Origin of the sequence: Peribacillus simplex (genome assembly GCF_900156045.1) — a bacterium.
GTDB lineage: Bacteria > Bacillota > Bacilli > Bacillales > DSM-1321 > Peribacillus > Peribacillus simplex_D.
On the sequence record NZ_FTMX01000012.1, the window covers coordinates 86,358 to 109,866 of the forward strand.

Sequence of the window (23,509 nt, forward strand, 5' to 3'; positions counted from 1 at the left end):
TCTTTCATCAGAAGTAACACATTAACATTGTTTATGTATCCTATTTCAGTTAACGGAAGCGGAAATGAAAGTTCTCGTTAACCGATATGTTAGAGAACCATTTTATACAAGTTGATTTTATTACAGGTGCAAAAGTGGTTCCCATTCCTAAGAAGGCATCAAGCTTGATGAGAAAGTCTTTTTAAGAGGAATGGTGGCAAAATTGAGAATTTATAAAGTGTGGGGTGTGCAAAACAAGCGGTTTTACAGGAGAAATTAGTTGGCATGGTTTTTGCATATATAAATAAGAGTAAATCAAGAAAGGAGGGAGGGCTGAATGGCCAAATATTCAGCTTTGTTGGTAAGAGTCTCAGGAGATAATGACGACTATTCAAGTACTCCTCTCCATTGTTTCATGAACTATTGTCGGATTCGTATTTGGTTTGCACGGCGGATGTGGATCAATTTACGGACGATATGGAATATATCATCCTGAATCCTGGTGCAAACGAATATTCCTGATGTATTTACGTGCGGATAAATACGGCCAAGCAATTACTGCTGCAGGAAGTGGTTGTATGGCTGCTCTGGATTGCGAAAGATATCTTGATGCAAGAGCGATCAAGTAATGGAGACAAACAATCAGTATAACATTGAGAACAAAATATAGGGAGGATTGTAAATATGAAAGAGATCAAAACCGAGCAAGAGTTTGACGAGGCGATTTTATCAACAAAACCAGTTGTTGCCAAATTTTATGTTGAATGGTGCCCAGACTGTCAGAGTACCAATTTATTCATGCCAATTGTAGAAGAAGCGTATAAAGAAAAAATAGATATGATCGCAGTAAATCGAGACCATTTTCCGGAACTATTAGAGAAGCTAGATGTGTATGGAATTCCAAGCTTTATTGCTTTTCAAGAAGGGAAGGAACTTAATCGCTTTGTAAGTAAAAGCGGAAAAAGCCAGGAAGAGGTTGAACAGTTTCTCAATCATATCGTAGAAGAAAGTGGAAAATTAAGGCTCTTTCCGTAAAGATTGTTGTTTTTAAAACGAAACGATTTAAGGTTGATTGGAGCGCAAGTGCGAGACTCCTGCGGGAGCAGCGGGACAGGTGAGACCCCACAGGCGTTTACGCCGAGGAGGCTCACCGCCCGCCCCGCGGAAAGCGAGCATCTGGAGGGGAAATCCACCACACCGATTTACTTGGAAAATAGTAACAAAGAAAATTAAAAAGATAATCATTTACTAGTATTTAATTGGGAGGGCGCCTATCCAAAAAGATTTCGGTGCCGCTTCCATCAAATCCAATACTGAAACTCAATTAGAGCTGCTCTACTTTGTAACGTTAATCAGAGACCCGCATTAATCTGAAGCCAATAAATATTGAATAGTTATTCAATATTTATTGGCAATATATTCAAAATAACCGGTTTTATCAACCTATTTTTTGCATAGGAACAATACAGCGTTTAGGTCTGGAAGAGAAGAATATATAACTTTTTTGCTTTAGGGGATTATGCTCGGACTTGTTGGAGGGGAGCTGTCGGCGAAACAAGCTAATCATTAATGCTGAAGCGTTAGATTGGTGAGCTACTTTATAAATTGGAGATGAGGTGCTTGGAATGGCAAAGATGAAGAATGAAAATCATTACAAAGTTTTGATTGTAGGAGGTGGCAGTGCCGGAATTACGGTCGCAGCCCGTCTTTTGCGTGAATCACGTACTCTTAGCGGAAACATTGCCATCATTGACCCTGCCACGAAACATTATTATCAGCCATTATGGACACTTGTAGGAGCTGGTGAAGCTGACAAAACTGTGACAGAAAGGGAGGAAGCATCCGTTATTCCGAACGGAGCCGTGTGGGTACAGGATGCGGTTACCACATTTGAGCCCGATGAAAATGTAGTTGTAACAGCATCCGGAAAGAAACTGCACTACGAATACCTAGTTGTTGCAGCCGGGATTCAAATTGACTGGCATAAAATCAAAGGTTTAAAAGAGAGCATTGGAAAGAATGGAGTATGTAGTAATTACTCTTATGATCATGTTGATAGCACCTGGGAGGCGATCAGAAACTTCAAGGGGGGGACTTCCATTTTCACCAATCCGAACACGCCGGTAAAATGCGGTGGGGCTCCTCAAAAAATAATGTATATGGCAGAGGACTATTTCAAAAAATCAGGAGTTCGCCAGCAATCTTCGGTTATTTTTGTTTCAGGGAACCCATCCATATTCAATGTGAAAAAATATGAACAGGCACTAAATAAAATAATTGAACGAAAAGAAATAGAGACATATTTTTTGCATCATCTTGTTGAAATTGATGGTGACAAGAAGCGAGCGACATTTGAAAACCTGAACACAGAAGAGCGCGTGAATATGCATTATGACATGATACATGTGGTACCACCCATGAGCGCTCCCGATTTTATCAAGAATAGTTCGCTCGCGGAAAGTAATGGGTGGCTGAATGTGGACAAATATACACTTCAGCATCAACACTATGACAATGTATTCGGCATAGGGGATTGCACAAACCTGCCTACGTCGAAAACGGGGGCTGCAATTCGCAAACAAGCGCCAGTGCTTGTGCAAAATTTACTTCATCGGATGCGTGCCAAACTTATGGTTCATAAATATGACGGCTATACATCATGTCCGCTTGTTACCGGATATGGGCGGCTTATACTGGCTGAGTTCAATTATGATTTACAGCCGCAAGAAACCTTTCCAATCGATCAATCCCGTGAGAGGCTCAGTATGTATTTATTGAAGAAAAACTTGCTTCCCATTATGTATTGGAAGGGAATGCTTAAAGGAAAGATGTAAAAACGTTGATAGCCATAACAAAACAAAAGTATCCGAGGTGCCTGAAAGGAGAAGGATTTATGCTATTAAAGTATTTTTATGATGATAAACTGGCTCAAGCTTCATACCTTGTGGGATGTCAGGCTACTGGAGAAGCGATCATTGTTGATCCGTCGCGTAATATAGAACCTTATATTAAAACGGCTGGAGCACATGGTGTGCGGATCGTGGGTGTAACGGAAACGCACATCCACGCGGATTTTTTATCTGGTTCACAGGAGCTAGCTTCAAGGCTTGGGGCCACATTGTATTTGTCTGATGAAGGAGGGGCGGACTGGAAATATGAGTACGCAACCGGGTATGAACACTGCCTTCTAAGAAATGGAGACGTATTTTCCATTGGGAATATCAATTTTGAGGTGGTACATACACCAGGACACACACCTGAACATATATCGCTGCTCGTAACAGATGGGGGTGCATCTACCAAGGATCCGCTCGGCATATTTACCGGAGATTTTGTATTTGTGGGTGATGTGGGGCGTCCCGACTTATTAGAAAAAGCCGCAGGGGTGCACGCTTCCTCGGAAAAAATGGCAAGCATGATGTATCGATCTCTGCAGCAGTTTAAAAACCTTCCTGACTATCTGCAAGTATGGCCAGGGCATGGAGCGGGCAGTGCCTGTGGAAAAGCGCTAGGTGCAATCCCGTCGTCAACCATCGGATATGAAAAACGGACAAATTGGGCATTGCAATATGATAATGAGGATCGCTTTATAGAAGCGCTGTTGGCTGGACAGCCGGAGGCACCCCCTTATTTTTCAATGATGAAGTGGTTGAATAAAGAGGGAGCGCAGCAAATTCGAAGGATAGCTACACCACATCATATGGAGGTTTCAATAGATATTGTGCAGGAATGGACGGAACAGGGAATTGTCGTTGATACGCGTCCAGCCAGCGAATTTGCCACCAAGCATATACGAGGGGTAATGAATATCCCTTATAACAAATCATTTGTCACGTGGGCGGGATGGTTGTTGGATTATGACCAGCCTATATATCTTCTAGCATGCAATGCTGATGTTGCAGGTATTGTAAAAGATCTCCAGTCCATTGGGTTTCGCGTCATTGCTACGATGGATCCAAATATCATTGAGCAGGTAGGAGAATCCGATTCGCGTGTTATGAATTATGAAGAAGTGACAATGGACATGGTAGATGACGCCATTCAGACAGAAAGCATATATGTGCTAGATGTCCGAAGCATGAACGAATGGAAGGAAGGCCATTTTCCACAAGCTAATCACGTCATGCTTGGCCATTTACAAGAACAGGCACCTAAACTTCCACATGATAAACCAATTTTGGTTTATTGCAAAACCGGAGGAAGATCAGCCATCGCTGCAAGCCTTCTGCAAGTTCATGGTTTTAAGGAAGTAAAAAGTCTTGTAGGCGGTTATGAAGAATGGAGTAAACAGAAGAAGTTGCCGCCCACTAGAGAAGTTAAATGAAATCTTTGAATTTTATCATCCATGCAAAAATTTTACCATGATTGCAAATGTGTAAATGCTTATGATCAGAGGGTTTTTAAAAATGAACGCGGTATTAGGGGATTCGAGCAAGTAATTCTATAAAAATAAGGAGATTTTATAGGAGAAATGGGTTGGCATGACAATTGCATATATAAAAAGAGGCAAGGTACACAAGCATACATGAGAAGGAGAGATACTCGATGAAATATAATTTTGACCAAGAAATCCGTCGACTGAACACTGACTGCGAAAAGTGGGATGATCTTGAAAATCATTTTGGTGTAAAGGATGTTATACCGATGTGGGTGGCCGATATGGATTTTCAGTCTCCACAACCTATCATCGAAGCATTAAAACAACGTGTGGAGCACGGTGTTTATGGCTACACGCTTAGACCGGACTCGTACATGGAATCCATTGTTGGTTGGCTGAAAAGAAGACATCGATGGTCCATTGAGAAAGAATGGATTACCCACAGCCCAGGAGTGATTCCAGCTCTCTCGTTGGCGATTCAGTCCTTCACGCAGACAGGGGACAAAATAATTATCCAACCTCCTGTATACCATCATTTTGCCCGTGTGATCCAAGCGAATGGCCGTGAAATTGTAAACAACCCGCTTAAGCTTGAAAATGGGCGTTATTTAATAGATTTCGAAGACCTGGAGGCAAAGATAGATTCATCGGTAAAAATGTTGATTCTGTGCAGTCCCCATAACCCGATCGGAAGGGTATGGAGCAAAGAAGAATTGACGAGACTGGGGCAGCTTTGTATGAAGCACAATATTCTCGTTGTCGCAGATGAAATTCATTTTGACTTTGTTTATAAGACACATACCCATATTCCTTTTGCTTCTATATCAGAAGAGTTTGCGAACCATTCTCTTACCTGCATTGCTCCAAGCAAAACTTTTAACCTAATGGGTGTGCAGACGTCAAGTATCATTATTCCAAATCAGCAACTGCGCGATAGGTATGAACGGGAACTTCATACATTATCCATTGGTTCGCCGAACATATTTGGCGTTGTTGCGTTAGAGGCTGCTTACCGACACGGAGAAGAATGGCTGGATCAGCTCCTTGAATATTTGCAGGGGAATTTGGAGTTCACCATGAATTACTTCAGCAAAAACATCCCGCAAATCAAAGTCATCCAGCCTGAAGGCTCCTACCTTGTATGGCTTGATTGCCGGGAATTGGGAGTTGAAGAAATGGATCAATTTATGTTGCACCGAGCAAGGGTTGCAATGAATGAAGGGCAGATTTTCGGTATGGAAGGTGAAGGGTTTATGCGGCTCAATATTGCTTGTCCACGTTCGATGTTGAAAAATGCTCTGGGTGGCATAGAAAAAGCTGTCTCCTCTTTGTGCAAAGCGTAGAAATTTATTTTATAATAAATTTATTTTATTATTCATAAAGCGCAATAGCAAAGGAGGATAATATGGCAGGCTTTATCGGCATGCAGCAGTTTATTCAAGATTACGCTGAGAACACAGCAGGAATCCTTGGTCTGGATATAACCGTGCTTGATGAAAAGGGAGTTCGTATTAGCGGAACTGGCTACTATAAAGATCTCATTGGCAAAACGGCTCCGGAAGGCTCCTTTTTCAGAATGATATTGGAAACAGGGGAGCCTGGAGTGGTTTACGATGTGAAAAAAGATGAGTCGCAGTGTAGGAGTTGTAAATTCGTAAATCAATGCAAAGAACTCGCTACAATCGGGTTTCCAATTGTAAAGCAGGACAAACCGGTTGGCGTAATAGGCATGATTGGTTTTTCCCATGAACAAAAGGAGAAAATGATTATAGAATCAGAGAATCTGATACAGTTTCTACGCAATGTTAGTACATTGTTAGTCCATAAATTAGCAATGCTGGACCCTGATAAAGAACCAGGTTGCAAAATTCAAGAAGAGATACCGATCCCCCAAAAAGCTATTTCTTTTGAAAACATTCTTGGTAAAGATTCCGGGCTTCAAGATGTTATTAAAAAAGCAAAAAAGATTGTAAACAGCCCATCCACAGTGTTGATTAGGGGAGATAGCGGTACGGGGAAGGAATTATTAGCCAAAGCGATTCATTTTGAAAGCAAGCGCCGAATGCATTCATTTGTGGCAGTAAATTGCGCAGCCATACCTGAGAGCTTATTGGAAAGTGAGTTGTTTGGTTACGAGGGCGGATCATTTACCGGCTCGAACCGGAATGGGAAAATGGGGAAATTTGAATTAGCGCACAAAGGAACCATTTTTCTTGATGAAATTGGTGATATGCCGCTTTTCTTGCAGCCAAAGTTATTACGGGTTTTACAAGAAAGAGAGATTGAAAGAATCGGTGGAAAAAAAGCAATCGAGATTAATGTACGGGTGATTGCAGCCACTCACCGAAACCTGGAGGAAATGGTGAAAAACGGAACTTTCCGCGAGGATTTATATTATCGTCTCAATGTCCTCCCTCTCCATACCAAACCTTTGAGAGAACGGCGTGATGACATCGCTTTGTATCTCGAACATTTCATTCATAAACATTGTATGATCATGCAAAGGAATCCACTGAGACTTGACCCCATGCTGGAGCGATGGCTTATTCGCTATGATTGGCCAGGTAATATAAGACAATTGGAAAACGCCGTAGAATATATGATCAATATGGCCGAATCGGATATTGTGGGCTTTCAAGATTTACCTGACTATCTCTTTCAACAGGATCATCTCACTGTTGAGTGCAGTGGATTAAGCTTAGAACAAATGATTTCAGAATATGAAAAAGACGTAATCCAGAGTTATTTCCTGGCTGAAAAATATCGAAATGATAAAGAACAAATTGCCAGGGAACTACAGATTAGCCTGTCTACTCTATATCGCAAGTTGGAAAAATACCAATTATGTTAACTTCATTTAAAAGATTTCTATTTTACTCATATAAAGTTACTTGAAATGAAAGAGAGGGTGCTCATATCAATTTCTCGCCTGAGTTTTTTTGTGAGGACAAAAGCAAAAGGTAGAGGTATTTCAACAATTTACTGAAAGTTCTTTAAATAATCAATAAAGAGATTATTCAAAAGAACAGCCAGAGGAGCCTTGCATACAAAGTATTTGAACTATGAGTAAAAAGGGGGATACACTATGGGGAAATTAGAAGCAGAGATAAGTAACACCCTAAAAGAGCGAAATTCAAAAGGATCCTTACAAAGGAAGCTGCAATCCAGACATTTAACGATGATGGCCATTGGTGGTGCTATTGGAACTGGATTGTTTGTATCCAGCGGATCGACGATTAGCACTGCGGGGCCGGGTGGAGCGCTTGCTGCATATATTCTGGTTGGAATCATGGTCTATTTTGTCATGAATAGTTTAGGAGAGCTATCGGCCTTCTTACCGGTCCCGGGGGCTTTTGACATCTATGCATCAAAGTATATTGATCCTGCGTTAGGCTTTGCGTTAGGTTGGAACTATTGGTATACAACCGCAATAACGGTTCCTGCAGATTTGGTGGCCTCCACTCTTATTATGAAGTATTGGTTCCCTGACTCACCTTCTATCTTGTGGAGCGCACTTTTTCTGGGTTTGTTGCTAATTTTAAATGTTTTATCAGTCAAGGCATATGGGGAAAGTGAATACTGGTTTGCTGGTATTAAGGTCATCTCGATCATCGTGTTTCTCGTTATTGGGGTTGCCATGATTTTTGGAATTATGGGAGGACATACGGTCGGGCTCAGTAACTTTACCCATGGAGATGCTCCTTTCCATGGCGGGCTTGTATCGATCTTTAGTGTTGTGCTAATCGCTGGCTTTGCATTCCAGGGAACTGAGGTGATTGCGACGGCAGCCGGTGAAACCGAAAATCCATCGAAAAACGTACCGAAAGCGATTCGGTCAATCTTCTGGAGAATCCTTATTTTCTACGTGTTGACGATTTTTGTTATCGGTTTGATTATCCCTTATACGGATCCAAACCTGCTTAAATCCGGCGTTCAAAATGTATCTATCAGTCCTTTTACGCTCGTTCTTCAGAGAGCTGGGTTGGCATTTGCCGCTTCCGTCATGAATGCAGTGCTCCTTACCTCTGTATTATCAGCTGCAAATTCAGCAATGTATGCTTCTTCACGTATGCTATGGGCACTGGCGAAAGAAGGAAAGGCACCACGAATCTTTGCAAGTCTTAACAGGAAGGGAATTCCCATGTGGGCCCTTTGTACAACTGCTTTTATAGGGCTTGCCTCTTTTTTGGCTTCCCTTTTTGGAAATGGTTCCGTTTTTATTTGGTTGGTAAATGCTTCAGCCCTTACCGGATTTATCAAATGGTTCGGGATTGCCGTTAGTCATTACCGCTTTCGTAAGGCCTATGTAGCCCAAGGCAGAGATCTAAATGAATTGCCGTTTAAAGCCAAATGGTACCCTCTGGGCCCGGTTATCACACTATTATTTTTTGTGGTTTTCATTTTTGGACAGACTCTTTTTTTCGGACATCAGATTGGCTGGGCGGAAATACTGGCTACCTACATTGGTCTTCCTATTTTCTTGCTTCTCTGGCTTGGTTATAAAATCATTAAGAAAACAAAAATGGTTCCTCTGATGGAGTGTGATTTTGAGCACAAAGAATAAGAGGGAAGGCTTATGATGAATGTAAGCGTTTTATTCAAGGGGAATTAAATTCTATTACGTATTAATAGGATTACATACAAAAAAAGAGGTGGTTTATATGATAAAAGAAGCAATCATAACAAAAGAAGCCCCCAAGGCTATCGGACCTTATTCACAAGGTATTAAGGCAGGAAATACAGTTTACACTTCAGGGCAGCTGCCAATTGATCCTGAAACTGGAGAAATGCCTGATAATATTGAAGAGCAAACAAGGGTGTCATTGGAGAACCTTAAGAAGGTTTTAGAAGCGGCGGGATCAAGCTTACAGCAGGTAATAAAAACAACGGTTTTCTTAAGCGATATGAATCACTTTGCCGTGATGAATCATGTATATGGAGAGTTTTTCCCTGATAATTATCCGGCAAGAAGTGCGGTTGAAGTTGCTCGTTTACCTAAAGATGCTTTTATTGAAATAGAAGCGGTGGCTATTATTTAATGATATATAATTGAAAAGGGAAGGCAGATTGATATTGAATTTTCTTTAATGTAAATATGCCCAGTCTTAAACAAAGGCTCTTTTCGTAAAGATTGTCGTTTTTAAAACGAAACGATTTAAGGTTGATTGGAGCGGAAGTGCGAGACTCCTGCGGGAGCAGCGGGACAGGTGAGACCCCACAGGCGTTCACGCCGAGGAGGCTCACCGCCCGCCCCGTGGAAAGTGAGCATCTGGAGGGGAAATCAACCACACCGCATTACTTAGTAAATAGCAAAGTATGCGAAAACAGTCTAAACAAAAATATCAGGAGGATTTTTTAAAATGAATTTAGCACAATTCCCCAGACAGCGATATACACCAACAGAAACACCCATTGAGAAGCTATACCATCTTTCCGAAGTTCTTGGTGGTCCTTCTATTTATCTTAAACGAGACGATATGCTTGGTCTGACGGCTGGGGGAAATAAAACAAGGAAACTGGAATTCCTTGTTGCAGATGCATTGGAAAAAGGTGCGGATACGTTGATTACATGTGGAGGCATTCAATCCAATCATTGCCGTTTAACATTAGCGGCAGCGGTTAAAGAAAAAATGAAGTGCATTCTTGTGTTAGAAGAAGGTCTTGAAAATGCTGAACCAGATTTTAACGGTAACTATTTTCTCTATCATTTATTGGGCGCTGAACAAATAAAAGTAGTGCCTAATGGAGCGGACTTAATGCAGGAAATGCAGAAAATAGCTAAAGGGGTAAAAGAGACTGGACATAGCCCGTACATCATTCCGGTTGGGGGATCGAATGTTATTGGTGCAACGGGATATGTTGCTTGCGCACAGGAGATCTTGGCACAGTCATTTGACCAAGGGATTGATTTGAAAGCAGTTATTTGTGTAAGCGGAAGCGGAGGAATGCATGCTGGTTTGGCGGCCGGATTTCATGGAAACCAAAGTGGAATATCGGTAATCGGAATAAATGTAAGCAGAGGAAAAGCTGAACAAGAAGAGAAAGTTTATCAGCTAGTTAACGAAACTTTATCACACATCGGCATTCCAAATTCAATTCCTCGTGAGGCTGTTACGTGTTTTGATGAGTATGTCGGTCCTGGTTATGCTTTGCCTACACCTGAAATGGTGGAAGCAGTCAAGCTAATGGCAAGAACGGAAGGGATTTTGCTGGATCCGGTATATACGGGTAAAGCGGCAGCGGGACTCATCGATTTAATACAAAAAGGCACCTTTAAACCTGAAGATAACATTCTATTTGTTCACTCTGGTGGAGCTTCATCGTTATACGCCAATACTTCACTATTTTATTGAAATTTGATTATTATATGGCATAGTGTGAATCAAAAAAACAATAAATATAGAAGGCAAAGGATCTTCTGGTTCTAAGATGCATTTATTCGAAAGAGGTATATAGAATCAGCCCCATGAAGCCATACCAAATAGTATATGAATGAATTTCATCTGATTTGGTATAGACTTTAACAATGCTTTTTCCTGCTGTGGGATGGAATATGAGTTATTCCGTAAATAGACTGTAAATAAGGGTTGGTATGTTGCATTCGTCAAAAATGAGGTGGATGAAAATTTCCGGCTCATTAGAATCATAGTTTTTAAGAAAACATTCACCATAATGTACATGTCCTTTCCTTCCACATATTCAGTTTTTTCCAAGTCGCTGGTTCAATCCCATCGACTTGGAAAGGAAAATCTCCATTTGGCTAAGCAGCTTCCAGCTTAACCAAATGGAGCTTTTTAAATCAATGGATGGAAATGAATTTACTCCTCAATTCCTCTTCCGTCACTTCGATCTTTCCTTTCAAATCTTCAGCCAGTAATACATAACTTTTCACGCCAATGAATTCTGAATGTGATATTAAAAAGAATTTTGTTCCTTTTTTATACGCAGAAGGAACATCTTCAATCAGCTTAAACATTTTCATCCTTTTTCCACCTTGGATATCATAAATTCGTAACGGTTGTATTCATAACTGCTTTTGTAGTAGACGAAATGGCATTGAACAAGTTGATGAGGAATAGGTCACTACTCAGATGCAACTTCTTCTTCTCACTTTTTATATCATTGATATTTATGAGCGGTCAACTATTATTACGGTAGATACAAGAAGCAGCTGGCATTGTCATTTGTTTGCGAATTAAGAGTATTCCTAACTTTCTGTGGAACTGCCTTTCGTTGAATGTTAAAATTCAGTTGGAAAACAGTGTTTCATGATACGAAAGAGAAAAGAGAGGGCAGTCAATTTGTTATTTCTCTATTGAAAAAGCTCTCAAAAAGTGATTTTGGAAGGTGTGGAAATATTGAAACCAATCATATTTGATGTTGATACTGGGATTGATGATGCCATGGCAATGGCATATGCTTTAAATTCCCCGGAATTGGAAGTGCTCGGATTCACCACTTGCTTTGGTAACGTGCCCGTTGTTGAATCGACCCGCAATACACTTGCCGTTTTGGAGAAATTAAATAGGCGCATTCCGGTTTTTGAAGGTGCTGACCAAACTTTGGTGCGAGGAAGGAAGAAGAAATATCCGAAGCATGTTCATGGGGAAGACGGGTTAGGAAATACTCTTCAGTTTGAACCAACCATCAAAGCATCACAAGGAAATGCAGCAGATTTCATTATCGATCAAGTGAAAAGCCGACCGCATGAAATTACGATTATTGCAGTTGGACCACTGACTAACATCGCATTGGCGATTAAAAAAGCCCCAATGGTCATGTCCTTAGTAAAAGAGGTCGTTATTATGGGCGGTGCCGTAAACGTACCAGGAAATGTAACGCCCTATGCTGAAGCGAACATAATATCAGATCCTGAAGCAGCTGATCAGGTATTTGCTTCAGGACTGCCAATCACCCTAGTGGGGCTTGATGTTACACTCCAAACATATCTGTTGAAATCGAATCTTGATGATTGGCGTGCCACTGGTAAGGAAAGCGCCAAATTTTTAGCGGAAATGACCGATTATTATATGAAAGCATATGAAAACTCCCATCCAGGCTTGGGCGGTTGCGCCCTTCACGATCCGCTTGCTGTCGGGGTTGCGGTTGATTCAAGTTTTGTGAATACAGAATGGATGAACGTCAAGGTGATGACAGAGGGTGAAGAAACAGGCAGGACAATTGGTCAAAAGGATGGCGAACCAAGAATAAAGGTCTGTACGAATGTGGAAAGTGATCGGTTTTTGAAACATTTTTTGGAACGGGTTATTTGACTAAGCAACGAAAGTGAATCATGTATTAAGTATAAAGGCCATCACTTTTCCAAAAACCTTTGGGAAGAGATGGCCTGTTTCTGTTGGATATACAGATTCCCGTTATATGACGTATTCCTGCTTTAGCTGAGGTGAGTGGTTAGCCGAAATAATAGGCCGAAAAAAGCGGAACCAGTTCCAAATATCTTTGTAAAAAAGGACCCCCGTTCATTCGGATGTCCATTTTTGAATGATTTGGGATTCAATCAATTATAAAATCGAACAGTATGGAAACGTTTGATTTTCAGGTTTTAATCAAACGTTTGATTAATTTCCTAGAAAAGAACGTCTAAAGTCCCTAATATTATGTTTGAAACCATATTATTGGATGATGGTTCAGAAATAATGGGTATAAGGAACTTTATTTACCATAAAAAAGTAAAAAGTTAAAAATTAATTTAAAAAAGGGTTTAAATATTTGGGAAAACAGGTACATAGACTTTCGTAATGCCATATTTAGGATTTTTTGCATAATCATAATTTACCATTTTTCGACTTTGCGTCTATTTATATGGCAGAAAATGTATGGTTCTATTAAAATGTACTATATAAGATAAAAGGAGGATTTTTTCTATGTCACAAATTCGTGTAACACCTTCAGAACTGAAAGATGTAGCTAGACAATATGATAATGAGAGCCAACAAGTAACGGATATGATTGGTCGTTTAGATAGAATGAGAGATCATTTAACTGGTATTTGGGAAGGTTCTTCCAGTGAGGCTTTCGTAGGTCAGTACGAAGAATTAAAGCCTTCATTCATGGATATGGCTCGTTTGTTGAATGAAGTTTCTCAACAATTGAATAAATCAGCTCAAATCCTTGAAGACACAGATAATCAGATTGCTAGTCAAATTCGCGGATAATCATTAGGTCAATGAGATAAAGAATTTTCTAGGAAAAAGCGCCGCGACTCTTTATGAAGATCGTGGTGTTTTTTTGCTTTAAAAGAGGTGGTTTCCATATATATTCAACTGACGATCGATTTAAACAGGTATACAGGGGAAGTGTTTGATTTGCAAGTGTCGAATTACCGCTCCATCAAGAAGGTTGTGGAAATAATATGGCAGGTAAAGGGTATTGCCAGTGCACCTAAAGAAGGTTATTGGGTGCGGGTCCAGAATAAAGAGTTCGTATGTTCAGGTTATGAAACCCTGCTTGATAGCGGAATTACGACGGGGGACCGCCTTGAGATCCTCTAATGGATTAAGTGTGGACTCTTTATAGGAAAAAAGTCTAAAGCCCTTTAGCAGGGGTAAAGGAGTTACATAAAATGGATGAGAAAAAATCCTCATATCTGGAGAAAAAAACAGAAGCTGCAATGATGAAGGATGATAAGGGGCTTTCGTTCGTTTTCCAACGGGCCAAACTATTGATGCAAGACCCACTGGAATTACAGCTTATTCATGAAGCGGATGATGCTCTCCAGAAACATATAGAAGTGACAGAGGACGAGGTGAAGATCAGAGTAAATCCACCAGCCTCTTTTTTTGTTTTTTCCAAAGCTAAAGATAAAAATCCATTGAGTAGATGGTTATCTTCTTATCAAATCTTGAAGAAAATCAGGAATCATGAATTGAGTCGCCTGCAACTAGTCGTCTGTCCAGAAAATATCGTTTTTGATTCAAGCTTGGCCCCATATTTCCTGCATTATGGCGTAAAAGACAGTTTGCCTCCTTATGAGAATGATCAAGATGAGCTATTTAAAGAAACGAAGGCAACGGTTTCGGCGCTAGTGGATGGGCAGTATACATTCGAAGAGTACCTGCTATACCATAAAACACTGAAACTATCGAATGAAACACAAAGTATATTGGCATCGGGGACTTGGGATGAACTTTCCACAGTCATTCAAAATCGGATAGATGCTTTAGAGAAGGAAGAAAAAGCATTTGTGCATATCCCTGAAAAGAAATGGAAAACGGGCCGTTATACACTTAGGGGCACGGTGATCGTTCTAGTCCCACTGCTGTTGTTCACGATTTACACACTATTTTTCTCCCACCCTAAGCAGGAAGCATATGTAGCAAGCGGTGAAAGCTTCTTAAAACAAAAATACAGTGAAGTCATTGACCGTTTGGAAAACTATGATCCGAAAAAAATGCCGTATGTCGTTCAGTATGAACTGGCGAAGTCCTATGTCACTTATGAGCCGTTGGATGATGTCAGGAAGAAGAATGTAGAAAATGCAATCACATTGCAGACCGATAGTCAGTATCTTCTATATTGGATTTATATAGGCAGGGGAATGAACGAGGACGCGATCGATTTGGGGAGAATCATGGAGGATCGCGAATTGATTACATATGGACTGTTAAATCAGAAAGAACAAATCAAGTTGGACGATAACCTTTCTGGGGAAGAAAAGGAAACGCAAATTAAAGAAATCGATACTGAGTTGTCCGAATATGAAAAGGAACTAAAGGAATTGCAAAAGCAATTGGAGGAACAGCAAGATCAGAACCAGTCTTCAACAGAATCGAATATAGAGGATAAAGGCGCAGCGGAAACAAAACCTGCTGTAAAAGAAGAAGCGGAAAAGGAATCTGCTTCTAAGGATTCCTCCAATAAATCATCTTAAGAAAAAGAGAAAAGCAAAGAGTGAGCAATAGGCCTTTTGCGGAGGTGAGATTTAATGAGTTTATTATGGATTTATTCTAAGGAGACCTACCAATCCTATACGATCAAGGATGATCATAACGGTCCAATTACGATTGGGCCATCAAAACAGGATACGATTATGGTTTATTCGATTCCCTTTCAACATGGTCCCATCAAGCTGAAAAAACATGAAGGACTTGATGGATATGAGGTGTTTAGAGAGGACAAGAAGCTTGGCGATGTAAAGCCATTCCAAAGCTTCACCTTTCGTGAAGGAGAAGAAACGGTCGAGATTTTTTATACAGCAGGGGAATTGGAAGAAAGCCTCTATTATATAGGCAATTTGAAAGAAATCACTTTATCGGCCAAGGTGGGAGCGACTATCCGTAAAGAAGGACCAGTTTCCGGCAATGGATTTTCCTTTTTGCTTCATAAAGGGCAGTGGCTTCTCATGCCAAAGGAAAATAGCACGATATTCCTGAATGGTGAAAGGGTGACGAAGGCCGTTCCCATTCAAAATGGTGATCTGATTTGCTGGCCGAATATGGCGCTGAGATTGGTTGAAGGCGACTTATTGAGGGTTCACTGTGCCGAGAGTTATGAAACATCTTTATCTAAAATGAAGAAGCCAATCTCTGAAATGAAAAAAAACTATCCACAATATCGCAGGACGCCAAGGATGATCTACGAATTGCCGGATGAGAAAGTGACAATATCTTTTCCGAGCCAGGAATCGGAAGATAATAATAGAGGGTTATGGCTAATCCTTATGCCGCCTTTAATGATGTTAATCGTCATGGGGGTCATCACGGTCATTCAGCCTCGGGGCATTTTCATCATCATATCGATTGTGATGTTCACAACGACTTTAGTTACCTCGACGGTACAATACTTTAAAGACAAAAAGAGGCAAAAATCCAGAGAAGAAAAACGTCAACGTGTATATACCAGGTATCTAGAGCAGAAGAGGGAAGAATTGCAAGAGCTATCTGAAAAACAAAAGAATGTGCTGTTCTATCATTACCCTTCCTTTGAAAGGATGAAGCTTCTCACTGAAAGTATCAGCGACCGTATATGGGAGCGAACTTTGGAAAGTGAAGATGCCCTGCACTTTAAGATTGGAACGGCGACCATACCCTCAAGTTATGAGGTATCGGTAAATAGTAGCGATATGTCCAATCGGGATATCGATGATTTACTTGAGCAGTCGCAAGAACTTGTGGATGTATACAAAAACCTGGATGATCTTCCGTTATCCATCGATTTATCAAGCGGATCGATGGGCCTTGTCGGAAAGGAATCGATTGTTAAACGGGAGCTGCAACAATTGATTGGGCAACTGGCCTTTTTTCATAGTTATCATGATGTTCGATTTGTGGCCATTTTTCCGGAAAAGGATTACCAAGAATGGGAATGGATGAAATGGCTCCCTCATTTTCAATTGCCGCATGCCTATGCAAAAGGCTTTATATATAATGAGCAATCACGTGACCAGTTACTGACCTCGATTTATCAGCTATTGAGGGAAAGGGATTTGGATGAGAACAAAGGGAAAGTGAGATTTACTCCCCATTTTGTCTTTATTGTCACGGATCGTAATTTAATTGCGGAGCATGTCATTTTGGAATATTTAGAAGGTAAAACAGGCGATTTAGGCATCTCGACTATTTTTGCAGCGGATGCAAAAGAAAGTTTGACTGAAAATGTCCATACGCTTGTGAAGTATATAAATGATCTTGAAGGTGAAATTCTCATCCAGCAAACGAAGGCCGTTCATACTCCTTTTAAACTTGATGCCCATTCAAAAGAAGGGAATGAGCGTTATGCACGTACGCTGCGTTCACTAGATCATCAAAAAGGCATGAACAATTCCATACCGGAAACGGTATCATTTCTGGAATTATTGAAAGTTCGTGAAGTGGAAGATCTGCCTATTAGCCAAAACTGGCGGACCAATCAGTCTTCCAAATCCTTGGCAGTGCCCATTGGATTGAAAGGGAAAACGGATAGGGTTGAATTGAACTTGCATGAAAAGGCGCATGGCCCCCATGGTTTGGTTGCTGGAACGACAGGGTCGGGGAAAAGTGAATTACTGCAAACCTACATCCTATCATTAGCCGTTCATTATCATCCGCATGAAGTTGCCTTTTTGCTCATTGATTATAAAGGTGGGGGAATGGCACAGCCATTCAGGCAGATTCCGCATCTGCTCGGAGTCATTACGAATATTGAGGGAAGCAAGAACTTCAGTGCCAGGGCACTAGCCTCCATTAATAGTGAATTGAAGAAACGCCAGCGCTTGTTCGACCGATATGAAGTCAATCATATCAACGATTACACGGACTTATACAAAGAAGGCAAAGCGGATGAACCGTTACCGCATTTATTTTTGATATCAGATGAGTTTGCGGAACTTAAAAACGAAGAACCGGATTTCATCCGTGAATTAGTGAGTACGGCGCGTATTGGACGGAGCTTGGGAGTTCATTTAATTCTTGCTACACAAAAGCCGGGCGGTGTAATTGATAACCAGATTTGGAGCAATGCCCGTTTTAAAATTTCCTTGAAAGTGCAGGATGCCAATGATAGTAAGGAAATTCTTAAAAATAGCGATGCGGCAAATATTACTGTCACAGGACGGGGATATTTGCAGGTAGGAAATAACGAGGTTTATGAATTGTTCCAGTCTGCGTGGAGCGGTGCACCATATTTAGAGGATACGGTTGGATCTGAGGATGAAGTGGCACTTGTCACGGACCTCGGCCTTGTTCAAATCTCAAATGTATCGGAACAGATCACTAATAAGAGGAAAGAAAAGATTAGTGAAATTGAAGCCGTGGCGGATCGAATTGTGGCGACACAGGAAAAAATGGAGATCAAGAAGCTGGCAAGCCCGTGGCTGCCGCCTCTTTCAAATCGTTTATCGAGAAACGCTGAAAGAAGCCTGACGAGCAATCAATTCCACTTGGGAATGAAGGATGAGCCCGAATTGCAGAGCCAGACAAATTATGTATATAACTGGATTGAAGATGGGAATATTGGGGTTTTTGGTTCTTCCGGATACGGCAAGTCAACCACCGTTTTGACACTTCTCTTTAGTTTTGCAGATCAATTCAGTCCAAAAGAGCTGCATTATTATATTTTCGATTTCGGGAATAACGCTCTATTGCCAATGCGACAGCTGCCTCATACAGGGGAATACTTTAGGTTCGATGAGCTAAGGAAAATTGAAAAATTCATGTTATTCATGAAGGTGGAAATGGAAAGGCGTAAGCAGCTCTTTTCAGATAAGGAGCTTAGTAACATAAAGCTTTATAATGCATTAGTGGAAGATAAATTGCCGATTATTTATATCGTGGTCGATAATTTTGACTTAGTGAAGGATGAGATGCAAGACCAGGAAGCGCAATTCGTTCAGTTTGCACGTGATGGACAATCACTTGGAATATTCATGATTTTAACGGCAACGAGAATCAATGCGGTTCGCCAGCCGTTAATGAATAGTCTTAAGACGAAGGTCGTCCATTACTTAATGGACAGTTCTGAACAATATTCGGTTTTGGGGAGAACCCCATATGAAAATGAACCTGTTCCGGGCAGGGCGTTGGTGAAAAAGGACCAAACCTATCTCACGCAGGTTTATCTACCAGCCGATGGTGCGGATGATATAGCCGTTTTGGAAGAAATGAAACAAGCCGTGGCAGAACATAAGGTTAAATATGAGGAAACGGCCAAACCGCCGGCGATTCCGATGTTACCGGCACATCTTGATTCCAGCAGCTTCAAGAGCTACTGCTCACAAGCCATTAAGAAGGATTCCATTCCAATCGGGCTTTCAGAGGAGAGTGTTGCACCTGTTTTCGTGGAGTTGAATTCCAATCCATTCCTGCTTGTCGTAGGACAGTCACGTAAAGGGAAAACGAATGTCCTTAAAGTGCTCTTGGAATCGTTGCTTACACAGGCAATTGGGGAAATTGGTTTATTTGACGGAGTTGACCGTGGCCTATCTACTTATGCTTTAGAGGAGAAGGTGAGCTATGTGGAAACAAAGGATCAGATAACCGAATGGCTCGATCATATCACTGAAATATTTGAAGAACGTGAAAGAAGTTATCTAGCGGCTTTGGAAAATAAACCGATGAAGCAACTGGAATTCCCGCCGATCATGTTTGTCATAGATAGCATTTCAAGGATCCAGCAAACGATAGACAGCAGGATTCAGGATAGGATCAGCGGTTTGATGAAACAGTACAGCCATCTCGGCTTTAGTCTGATTGTCGCTGGAAATGCCAACGACTTCACGAAGGGGTATGATTCTTTGACAACCGAACTGAAACAAGTCAGGCAGGCTGTTTTGCTTCTTAAAAAATCGGACCAAAGCTTGTATACCCTCTCCTATTCCAGAAAAGAAGAAGAAATACAGCCGGGTTACGGATACTTTGTTCTGAATGGCCAGGAGAGTAAAATCCAAATACCTCTAAGTGAAGAAAGAAGGAGAGTGCAAGAGAGTGTCTGAAAAAATAAAACCGATGCTATTAATCGGTAAAATACTGGTGATCTTAGCGTTGCCGATCTTGTTTTTTTCTTATATTGGTCAAAATCCAATGAAAAAGACAGAAACGGCTTCCCGTGAAATCGCCATTGTAAATGAAGATAATGGCACTGAATTTAATAATAATCCTATTTTCGTGGGCTCAGAGCTTGTTACTACATTGGACAAGGATTCTGAATATCAGTGGTTTGTGGTAAATAGAAGTACGGCGGAAAGTGGACTTGCAAATGAAAAGTATGATGCAATTATATATTTTCCGTCCGATTTTTCAGAGAATATTTATACGTTCGATGATGAACAGCCTGTCAAGGCGGGGATAAAGTACAAGGTACAACCTAGTTTGAATGCAGAGAACATGGAAAAGGTACAAAAGGAATTAGAGAAAACTAAGAGTAAAATGAATAAGCATATTTCAACACAGTATTGGAGCTATGTTTCCCAATCGGTCGAGGACATCCGTAAGAAGTTCGATAATGTCCTTGCTAAAGAAATCGCTTTTCAAAACACGATGTATGAGTTTTATACTCCAAGCTCGGAAAGCCTTGCCGGTGAAATCAAGCAGCATAAGGACATGCTTGAAGGAGTATTTGCCCAAACGAAGGATGCTGGCAAAACGAGCAATGAAACAATGGATGAAATAGGGAATACCAAGACTCAAATGGCTTCCTTTGTAGAAGATGTAGTTTCTTTTGAGGAATATCAAAAAGCTCAAAGTATTCTTTTTGAGAAGGCTTCGGCTCAAAATCAGCAACTTGTCAACGAGAGTGTTCAATCATATGACAAGGTGCTGAGTGAGGGGAGCCAGTCGATACCTGATATTCAGCAAGGGATGAATACGAAATACAGCCTTAATGATCAAGGCATTAGTGAGAATGTTGGAATCATGCAGCAGAAACTCGATTCCAGCAGTAATGAATTGGAACAATTTTCAACAAGCATGAAAGACAAACAAGTAGAACAAATTACGAAAATCACCCAAGATCAACAAAGCTCGATTGAACAATTGAAACAAACGGAAGAGACGGGTCTTGATAACCTTCAGTCTACCTTGCTTGTTCAAAGAGGAAATCTTGCAAGCAGATCTGGTGATGGGGAGGTCATTGATGAAGGAACGACGCCTATAGAAGATATTGAAACGGAAACGGAAAAAGGTGAATCGGTTGCTGCACCTGAAAAGAAGGACCCGATTGATGAACTGTCGCTACAGGTATTGCTGGATCAAATAAATGGGATCAACACGGCACTTGAAAGTTTGGTGCCGGCTGAAGGAAGTGAAGGAGCTGCTGAACAAATCAACATCCTTACAGCAGAACTCCAAGCGGAAATCAATAATCTGAGCGGAACGGTAAACGGCAGGACAGGGAATTATAACCAAGTGATAACTGAGTTTAATACACTGGTAGATTCATATAATGAGCTGCTGGCGCAGTTTACGCAATTACAAGCTGATTATAATGAACTCGGCACGAATTATAAGGATTTAGGTGACCAATGGAAAAAGTCACAGGAAGATATTCAAAAATTACAGGACATCCAGAGTATGACAATCGATGAGGCCATCGCGGAAATTAAGACTCTCGAACAGTCACTTCTTGAAAAAGTGGGGGGAGAAAGGCGAGCGGTTCTAGTGAGGGCCTTTGAGAATCCTATCACCAACCGGGATTCAACTACCCTCCTTGCCTATTACGGTTCACTCTCATCTTATGGAGAATTGGCTGAAAGAGTCACGGAGGCAAATGTAGATAAGGTATTTGCAGCCAATATAAAAGAATTGGAAAACTTGAAAAATGGGGTTTCCGTAAACGTAGATGAAGAAGCGAAACTCGTTAAAGCCAGCTTAGCAGGAGTCAATGAGAACTTCGGCATGTTCTCAGATTCCATTAAGGGTTATATGAAAGAATATGATGCTAACGTTGAAACGGGGCAGAAAGCCACTTTAGCTGAATTAGCGGCAATTACCGGTAAGGCTCAAGAAGTGTCTGCCAGTTTGTCAGATCATATGGAAGTTCCTGAAATGGAGGCCGAACCTCCAGTTAATCTTGATGGAGAAATGTTTGTATCACTTCAAGACAATACGGCAACAACTGTCGGCTTCATTTCCGAACTTGTCAATTCTGTAGCGGAACGACAGGCCACGGTCACGAAGGATACAGCGGACCTGCAAGCGAAAGTGGGGTCAGTACAGGAAAGGGCCGATCAGCTTAATGATAATTGGTCCCAAAATGTAGACTCAACCGAAAGAATCAAGACGGACGTATATAGTGTATTGAACAATACTCTAGTCGATGATCAGCAGAACGGGTATGTGTACGAATATTTAGCGAATCCCGTACAAATCAGCGGGGAAGTCCTTCATCAGGAAAAGGTTAATATCCCGCCAATCGTCATGTTGGTGATCATACTCATTTCTGGGTTATTGATCGGTTTCTTCCTGCATCATTATGAAACCATTCCAATGATGGTCCATGCGGCCTTGTTTACCTTATTGAACCTGATCGTAGGTTTAATCATCAGCATGTATGGGTTGAAGATCTATCCGCTGGGAGATATGCAGGAGATTAAATGGACCGTTTTCACCGTCCTGCTTTTATTCTTCTGTTCAGCGTTTACTCGACTTGCCTTCTCGATTGGGCCGTTTGTCGGTGCTATCCTGGTGATTGGTTTGATCAGTTTCTTTACCATTCCATTATTGGATTTAATCATGCCTAATTTCAATGTAGACCACCCGGTTGCAGACGTATACATGTCCATTCAATTCGGTAATCAGTCGGCATTCATTCCGGCTAGTATCATCTTGATTGTGCTGACGCTTATTGCAACGATCATTCCGTATATAGTGAAGCGTCTTACAGAAAGAAGAGCAATGGCCCATGAAGTGGAATAAATACGTGATGCCTGTCTTGCTCATCCTGTTTTTTAGCCATGCGCCTCATGGCGGGGCGGAAGAGGAACCCATGGTGGAGCCCAATGAATATCAAGAAAAGGATATTGATATTCAAACGGAGTATTTCCATGAAGAAGGATTGTTGGAACAAAAGCGGAAACTGCCTGAAGAACAAAAGGACCTCACTTTTGAAAGAGGGAAATATGATGCCGTTGACTCGGTGAAGGACTCACTGTTTCTGTCTCCGGTAACGGAGAATCAGAATAATACCATCGCTTCAAAATCAGAACAGCTTGGATTATTCTCGGAAGTCGCCATTCGGACGAGAAGCGAAGAAGAAACAGAGCCTTCCCTTAATTTTGACCTGACGATATTGCTCGGCATCGTTTTGGCACTTTTGGTTGTTTGTTTGTTTTTTATCCTTATCCCGAAATTGGGGAAGCTGAATGGAGATGTTAAACGAAAATGAAAACAGCCCGATTCCTAAGTCAGGAATCGGGCTGTTTTGCTACATATCCATAACGGTTTTAATAAGCCCTAAAAGAAGGGCGGCCGCGAAGATCAAAATGAAGAATTTTTTATACATGATCAGTACCTCTTATATCTTATGACTGGATTGCATTCATTTTAGCATAAACAAGACAGAAAAGAAGTTTCCTTAAAATGTACAGATCGGTAGGGAGTGGCTTCATTGCCCTGATGACCGGGGCGGGAAATTATGAAAAGGTGGACCATTTATTGGAGTTTCTAAAAGGGGTTCGGAATTTTTTAATTCCGAACCCCTTTTGTCTACAAACTTAGATGC

General features: G+C 41.1%; 16 protein-coding genes. 15 read left to right on the plus strand and 1 reads right to left on the minus strand.

Annotated features, from left to right (window positions below; all coding sequences use genetic code 11):
• Positions 1–663 precede the first annotated feature (663 nt).
• The 8 genes from BW986_RS26605 (at position 664) to cuyA (ending at position 10,710) form a co-directional block, all read left to right on the plus strand.
• Positions 664–1,014, plus strand: a complete 351-nt coding sequence (locus tag BW986_RS26605; protein ID WP_076372485.1) for a thioredoxin family protein — start codon at positions 664–666, stop codon at positions 1,012–1,014.
• A 599-nt stretch (positions 1,015–1,613) separates the two neighbouring features.
• Positions 1,614–2,813: an FAD/NAD(P)-binding oxidoreductase gene (locus BW986_RS26615; protein ID WP_076372545.1), complete on the plus strand. Its 1,200-nt coding sequence runs from the start codon at positions 1,614–1,616 to the stop codon at positions 2,811–2,813.
• 59 nt (positions 2,814–2,872) lie between these two features.
• Positions 2,873–4,303: an MBL fold metallo-hydrolase gene (locus BW986_RS26620; protein ID WP_076372489.1), complete on the plus strand. Its 1,431-nt coding sequence runs from the start codon at positions 2,873–2,875 to the stop codon at positions 4,301–4,303.
• Between the two features lie 221 nt (positions 4,304–4,524).
• The gene (locus tag BW986_RS26625) at positions 4,525–5,700 is read left to right on the plus strand and encodes a MalY/PatB family protein (RefSeq protein ID WP_076372491.1); all 1,176 of its coding nucleotides are present in this window, start codon (positions 4,525–4,527) and stop codon (positions 5,698–5,700) included.
• 62 nt (positions 5,701–5,762) lie between these two features.
• On the plus strand, positions 5,763–7,208 hold the full coding sequence (locus tag BW986_RS26630) for a sigma-54 interaction domain-containing protein (protein WP_076372493.1): 1,446 nt from the start codon (positions 5,763–5,765) through the stop codon (positions 7,206–7,208).
• A 234-nt stretch (positions 7,209–7,442) separates the two neighbouring features.
• Positions 7,443–8,921 carry an amino acid permease gene (locus BW986_RS26635; protein WP_076372495.1) on the plus strand — a complete coding sequence of 493 codons (1,479 nt, stop codon included), beginning with the start codon at positions 7,443–7,445 and terminating at the stop codon, positions 8,919–8,921.
• 97 nt (positions 8,922–9,018) lie between these two features.
• A complete protein-coding gene (locus tag BW986_RS26640) occupies positions 9,019–9,396 on the plus strand; it encodes a RidA family protein (protein ID WP_076372497.1) in 378 nt (125 codons plus the stop codon).
• 321 nt (positions 9,397–9,717) lie between these two features.
• Positions 9,718–10,710 (plus strand): D-cysteate sulfo-lyase, encoded by a 993-nt coding sequence (cuyA, locus tag BW986_RS26650; RefSeq protein ID WP_076372501.1) that lies wholly within the window; start codon positions 9,718–9,720, stop codon positions 10,708–10,710.
• Positions 10,711–11,156: 446 nt separating this feature from the next.
• On the opposite strand, the gene BW986_RS26660 is transcribed toward cuyA, so the two are convergent.
• Positions 11,157–11,339 carry a hypothetical protein gene (locus BW986_RS26660; RefSeq protein WP_076372505.1) on the minus strand — a complete coding sequence of 61 codons (183 nt, stop codon included), beginning with the start codon at positions 11,337–11,339 and terminating at the stop codon, positions 11,157–11,159.
• 376 nt (positions 11,340–11,715) lie between these two features.
• On the opposite strand from BW986_RS26660, the gene BW986_RS26665 reads away from it, so the two are divergent.
• The 7 genes from BW986_RS26665 to essA all read left to right on the plus strand — a co-directional run bounded on the left by BW986_RS26665 (position 11,716) and on the right by essA (position 23,173).
• The gene (locus BW986_RS26665) at positions 11,716–12,630 is read left to right on the plus strand and encodes a nucleoside hydrolase (protein WP_076372507.1); all 915 of its coding nucleotides are present in this window, start codon (positions 11,716–11,718) and stop codon (positions 12,628–12,630) included.
• Between the two features lie 612 nt (positions 12,631–13,242).
• Positions 13,243–13,533: a WXG100 family type VII secretion target gene (locus tag BW986_RS26670; protein WP_034306171.1), complete on the plus strand. Its 291-nt coding sequence runs from the start codon at positions 13,243–13,245 to the stop codon at positions 13,531–13,533.
• A 96-nt stretch (positions 13,534–13,629) separates the two neighbouring features.
• A complete protein-coding gene (yukD, locus tag BW986_RS26675; protein ID WP_076372547.1) occupies positions 13,630–13,869 on the plus strand; it encodes an ESX secretion system protein YukD in 240 nt (79 codons plus the stop codon).
• Positions 13,870–13,940: 71 nt separating this feature from the next.
• Positions 13,941–15,248 carry a type VII secretion protein EssB gene (gene essB / locus BW986_RS26680; RefSeq protein WP_076372509.1) on the plus strand — a complete coding sequence of 436 codons (1,308 nt, stop codon included), beginning with the start codon at positions 13,941–13,943 and terminating at the stop codon, positions 15,246–15,248.
• A gap of 54 nt (positions 15,249–15,302) precedes the next feature.
• Positions 15,303–19,784 (plus strand): type VII secretion protein EssC, encoded by a 4,482-nt coding sequence (gene essC / locus BW986_RS26685; protein WP_076372511.1) that lies wholly within the window; start codon positions 15,303–15,305, stop codon positions 19,782–19,784.
• Positions 19,777–22,704 (plus strand): type VII secretion protein EsaA, encoded by a 2,928-nt coding sequence (esaA, locus tag BW986_RS26690; RefSeq protein ID WP_076372513.1) that lies wholly within the window; start codon positions 19,777–19,779, stop codon positions 22,702–22,704. Before essC ends, esaA begins: the two co-directional genes overlap by 8 nt.
• On the plus strand, positions 22,691–23,173 hold the full coding sequence (gene essA, locus BW986_RS26695; protein WP_081395825.1) for a type VII secretion protein EssA: 483 nt from the start codon (positions 22,691–22,693) through the stop codon (positions 23,171–23,173). Before esaA ends, essA begins: the two co-directional genes overlap by 14 nt.
• The last annotated feature ends 336 nt before the right edge of the window (positions 23,174–23,509 follow it).

Excerpts from the sequence above, each read along its gene's own strand:
- BW986_RS26605 (WP_076372485.1), top strand. The coding sequence starts at position 664 with ATGAAAGAGATCAAAACCGAGCAAGAGTTTGACGAGGCGATTTTATCA.
- BW986_RS26615 (WP_076372545.1), top strand. The coding sequence starts at position 1,614 with ATGAAGAATGAAAATCATTACAAAGTTTTGATTGTAGGAGGTGGCAGT.
- BW986_RS26620 (WP_076372489.1), top strand. The coding sequence starts at position 2,873 with ATGCTATTAAAGTATTTTTATGATGATAAACTGGCTCAAGCTTCATAC.
- BW986_RS26625 (WP_076372491.1), top strand. The coding sequence starts at position 4,525 with ATGAAATATAATTTTGACCAAGAAATCCGTCGACTGAACACTGACTGC.
- BW986_RS26630 (WP_076372493.1), top strand. The coding sequence starts at position 5,763 with ATGGCAGGCTTTATCGGCATGCAGCAGTTTATTCAAGATTACGCTGAG.
- BW986_RS26635 (WP_076372495.1), top strand. The coding sequence starts at position 7,443 with ATGGGGAAATTAGAAGCAGAGATAAGTAACACCCTAAAAGAGCGAAAT.
- BW986_RS26640 (WP_076372497.1), top strand. The coding sequence starts at position 9,019 with ATGATAAAAGAAGCAATCATAACAAAAGAAGCCCCCAAGGCTATCGGA.
- cuyA (WP_076372501.1), top strand. The coding sequence starts at position 9,718 with ATGAATTTAGCACAATTCCCCAGACAGCGATATACACCAACAGAAACA.
- BW986_RS26660 (WP_076372505.1), bottom strand. The coding sequence starts at position 11,339 with ATGAAAATGTTTAAGCTGATTGAAGATGTTCCTTCTGCGTATAAAAAA.
- BW986_RS26670 (WP_034306171.1), top strand. The coding sequence starts at position 13,243 with ATGTCACAAATTCGTGTAACACCTTCAGAACTGAAAGATGTAGCTAGA.
- essB (WP_076372509.1), top strand. The coding sequence starts at position 13,941 with ATGGATGAGAAAAAATCCTCATATCTGGAGAAAAAAACAGAAGCTGCA.
- essC (WP_076372511.1), top strand. The coding sequence starts at position 15,303 with ATGAGTTTATTATGGATTTATTCTAAGGAGACCTACCAATCCTATACG.
- essA (WP_081395825.1), top strand. The coding sequence starts at position 22,691 with ATGAAGTGGAATAAATACGTGATGCCTGTCTTGCTCATCCTGTTTTTT.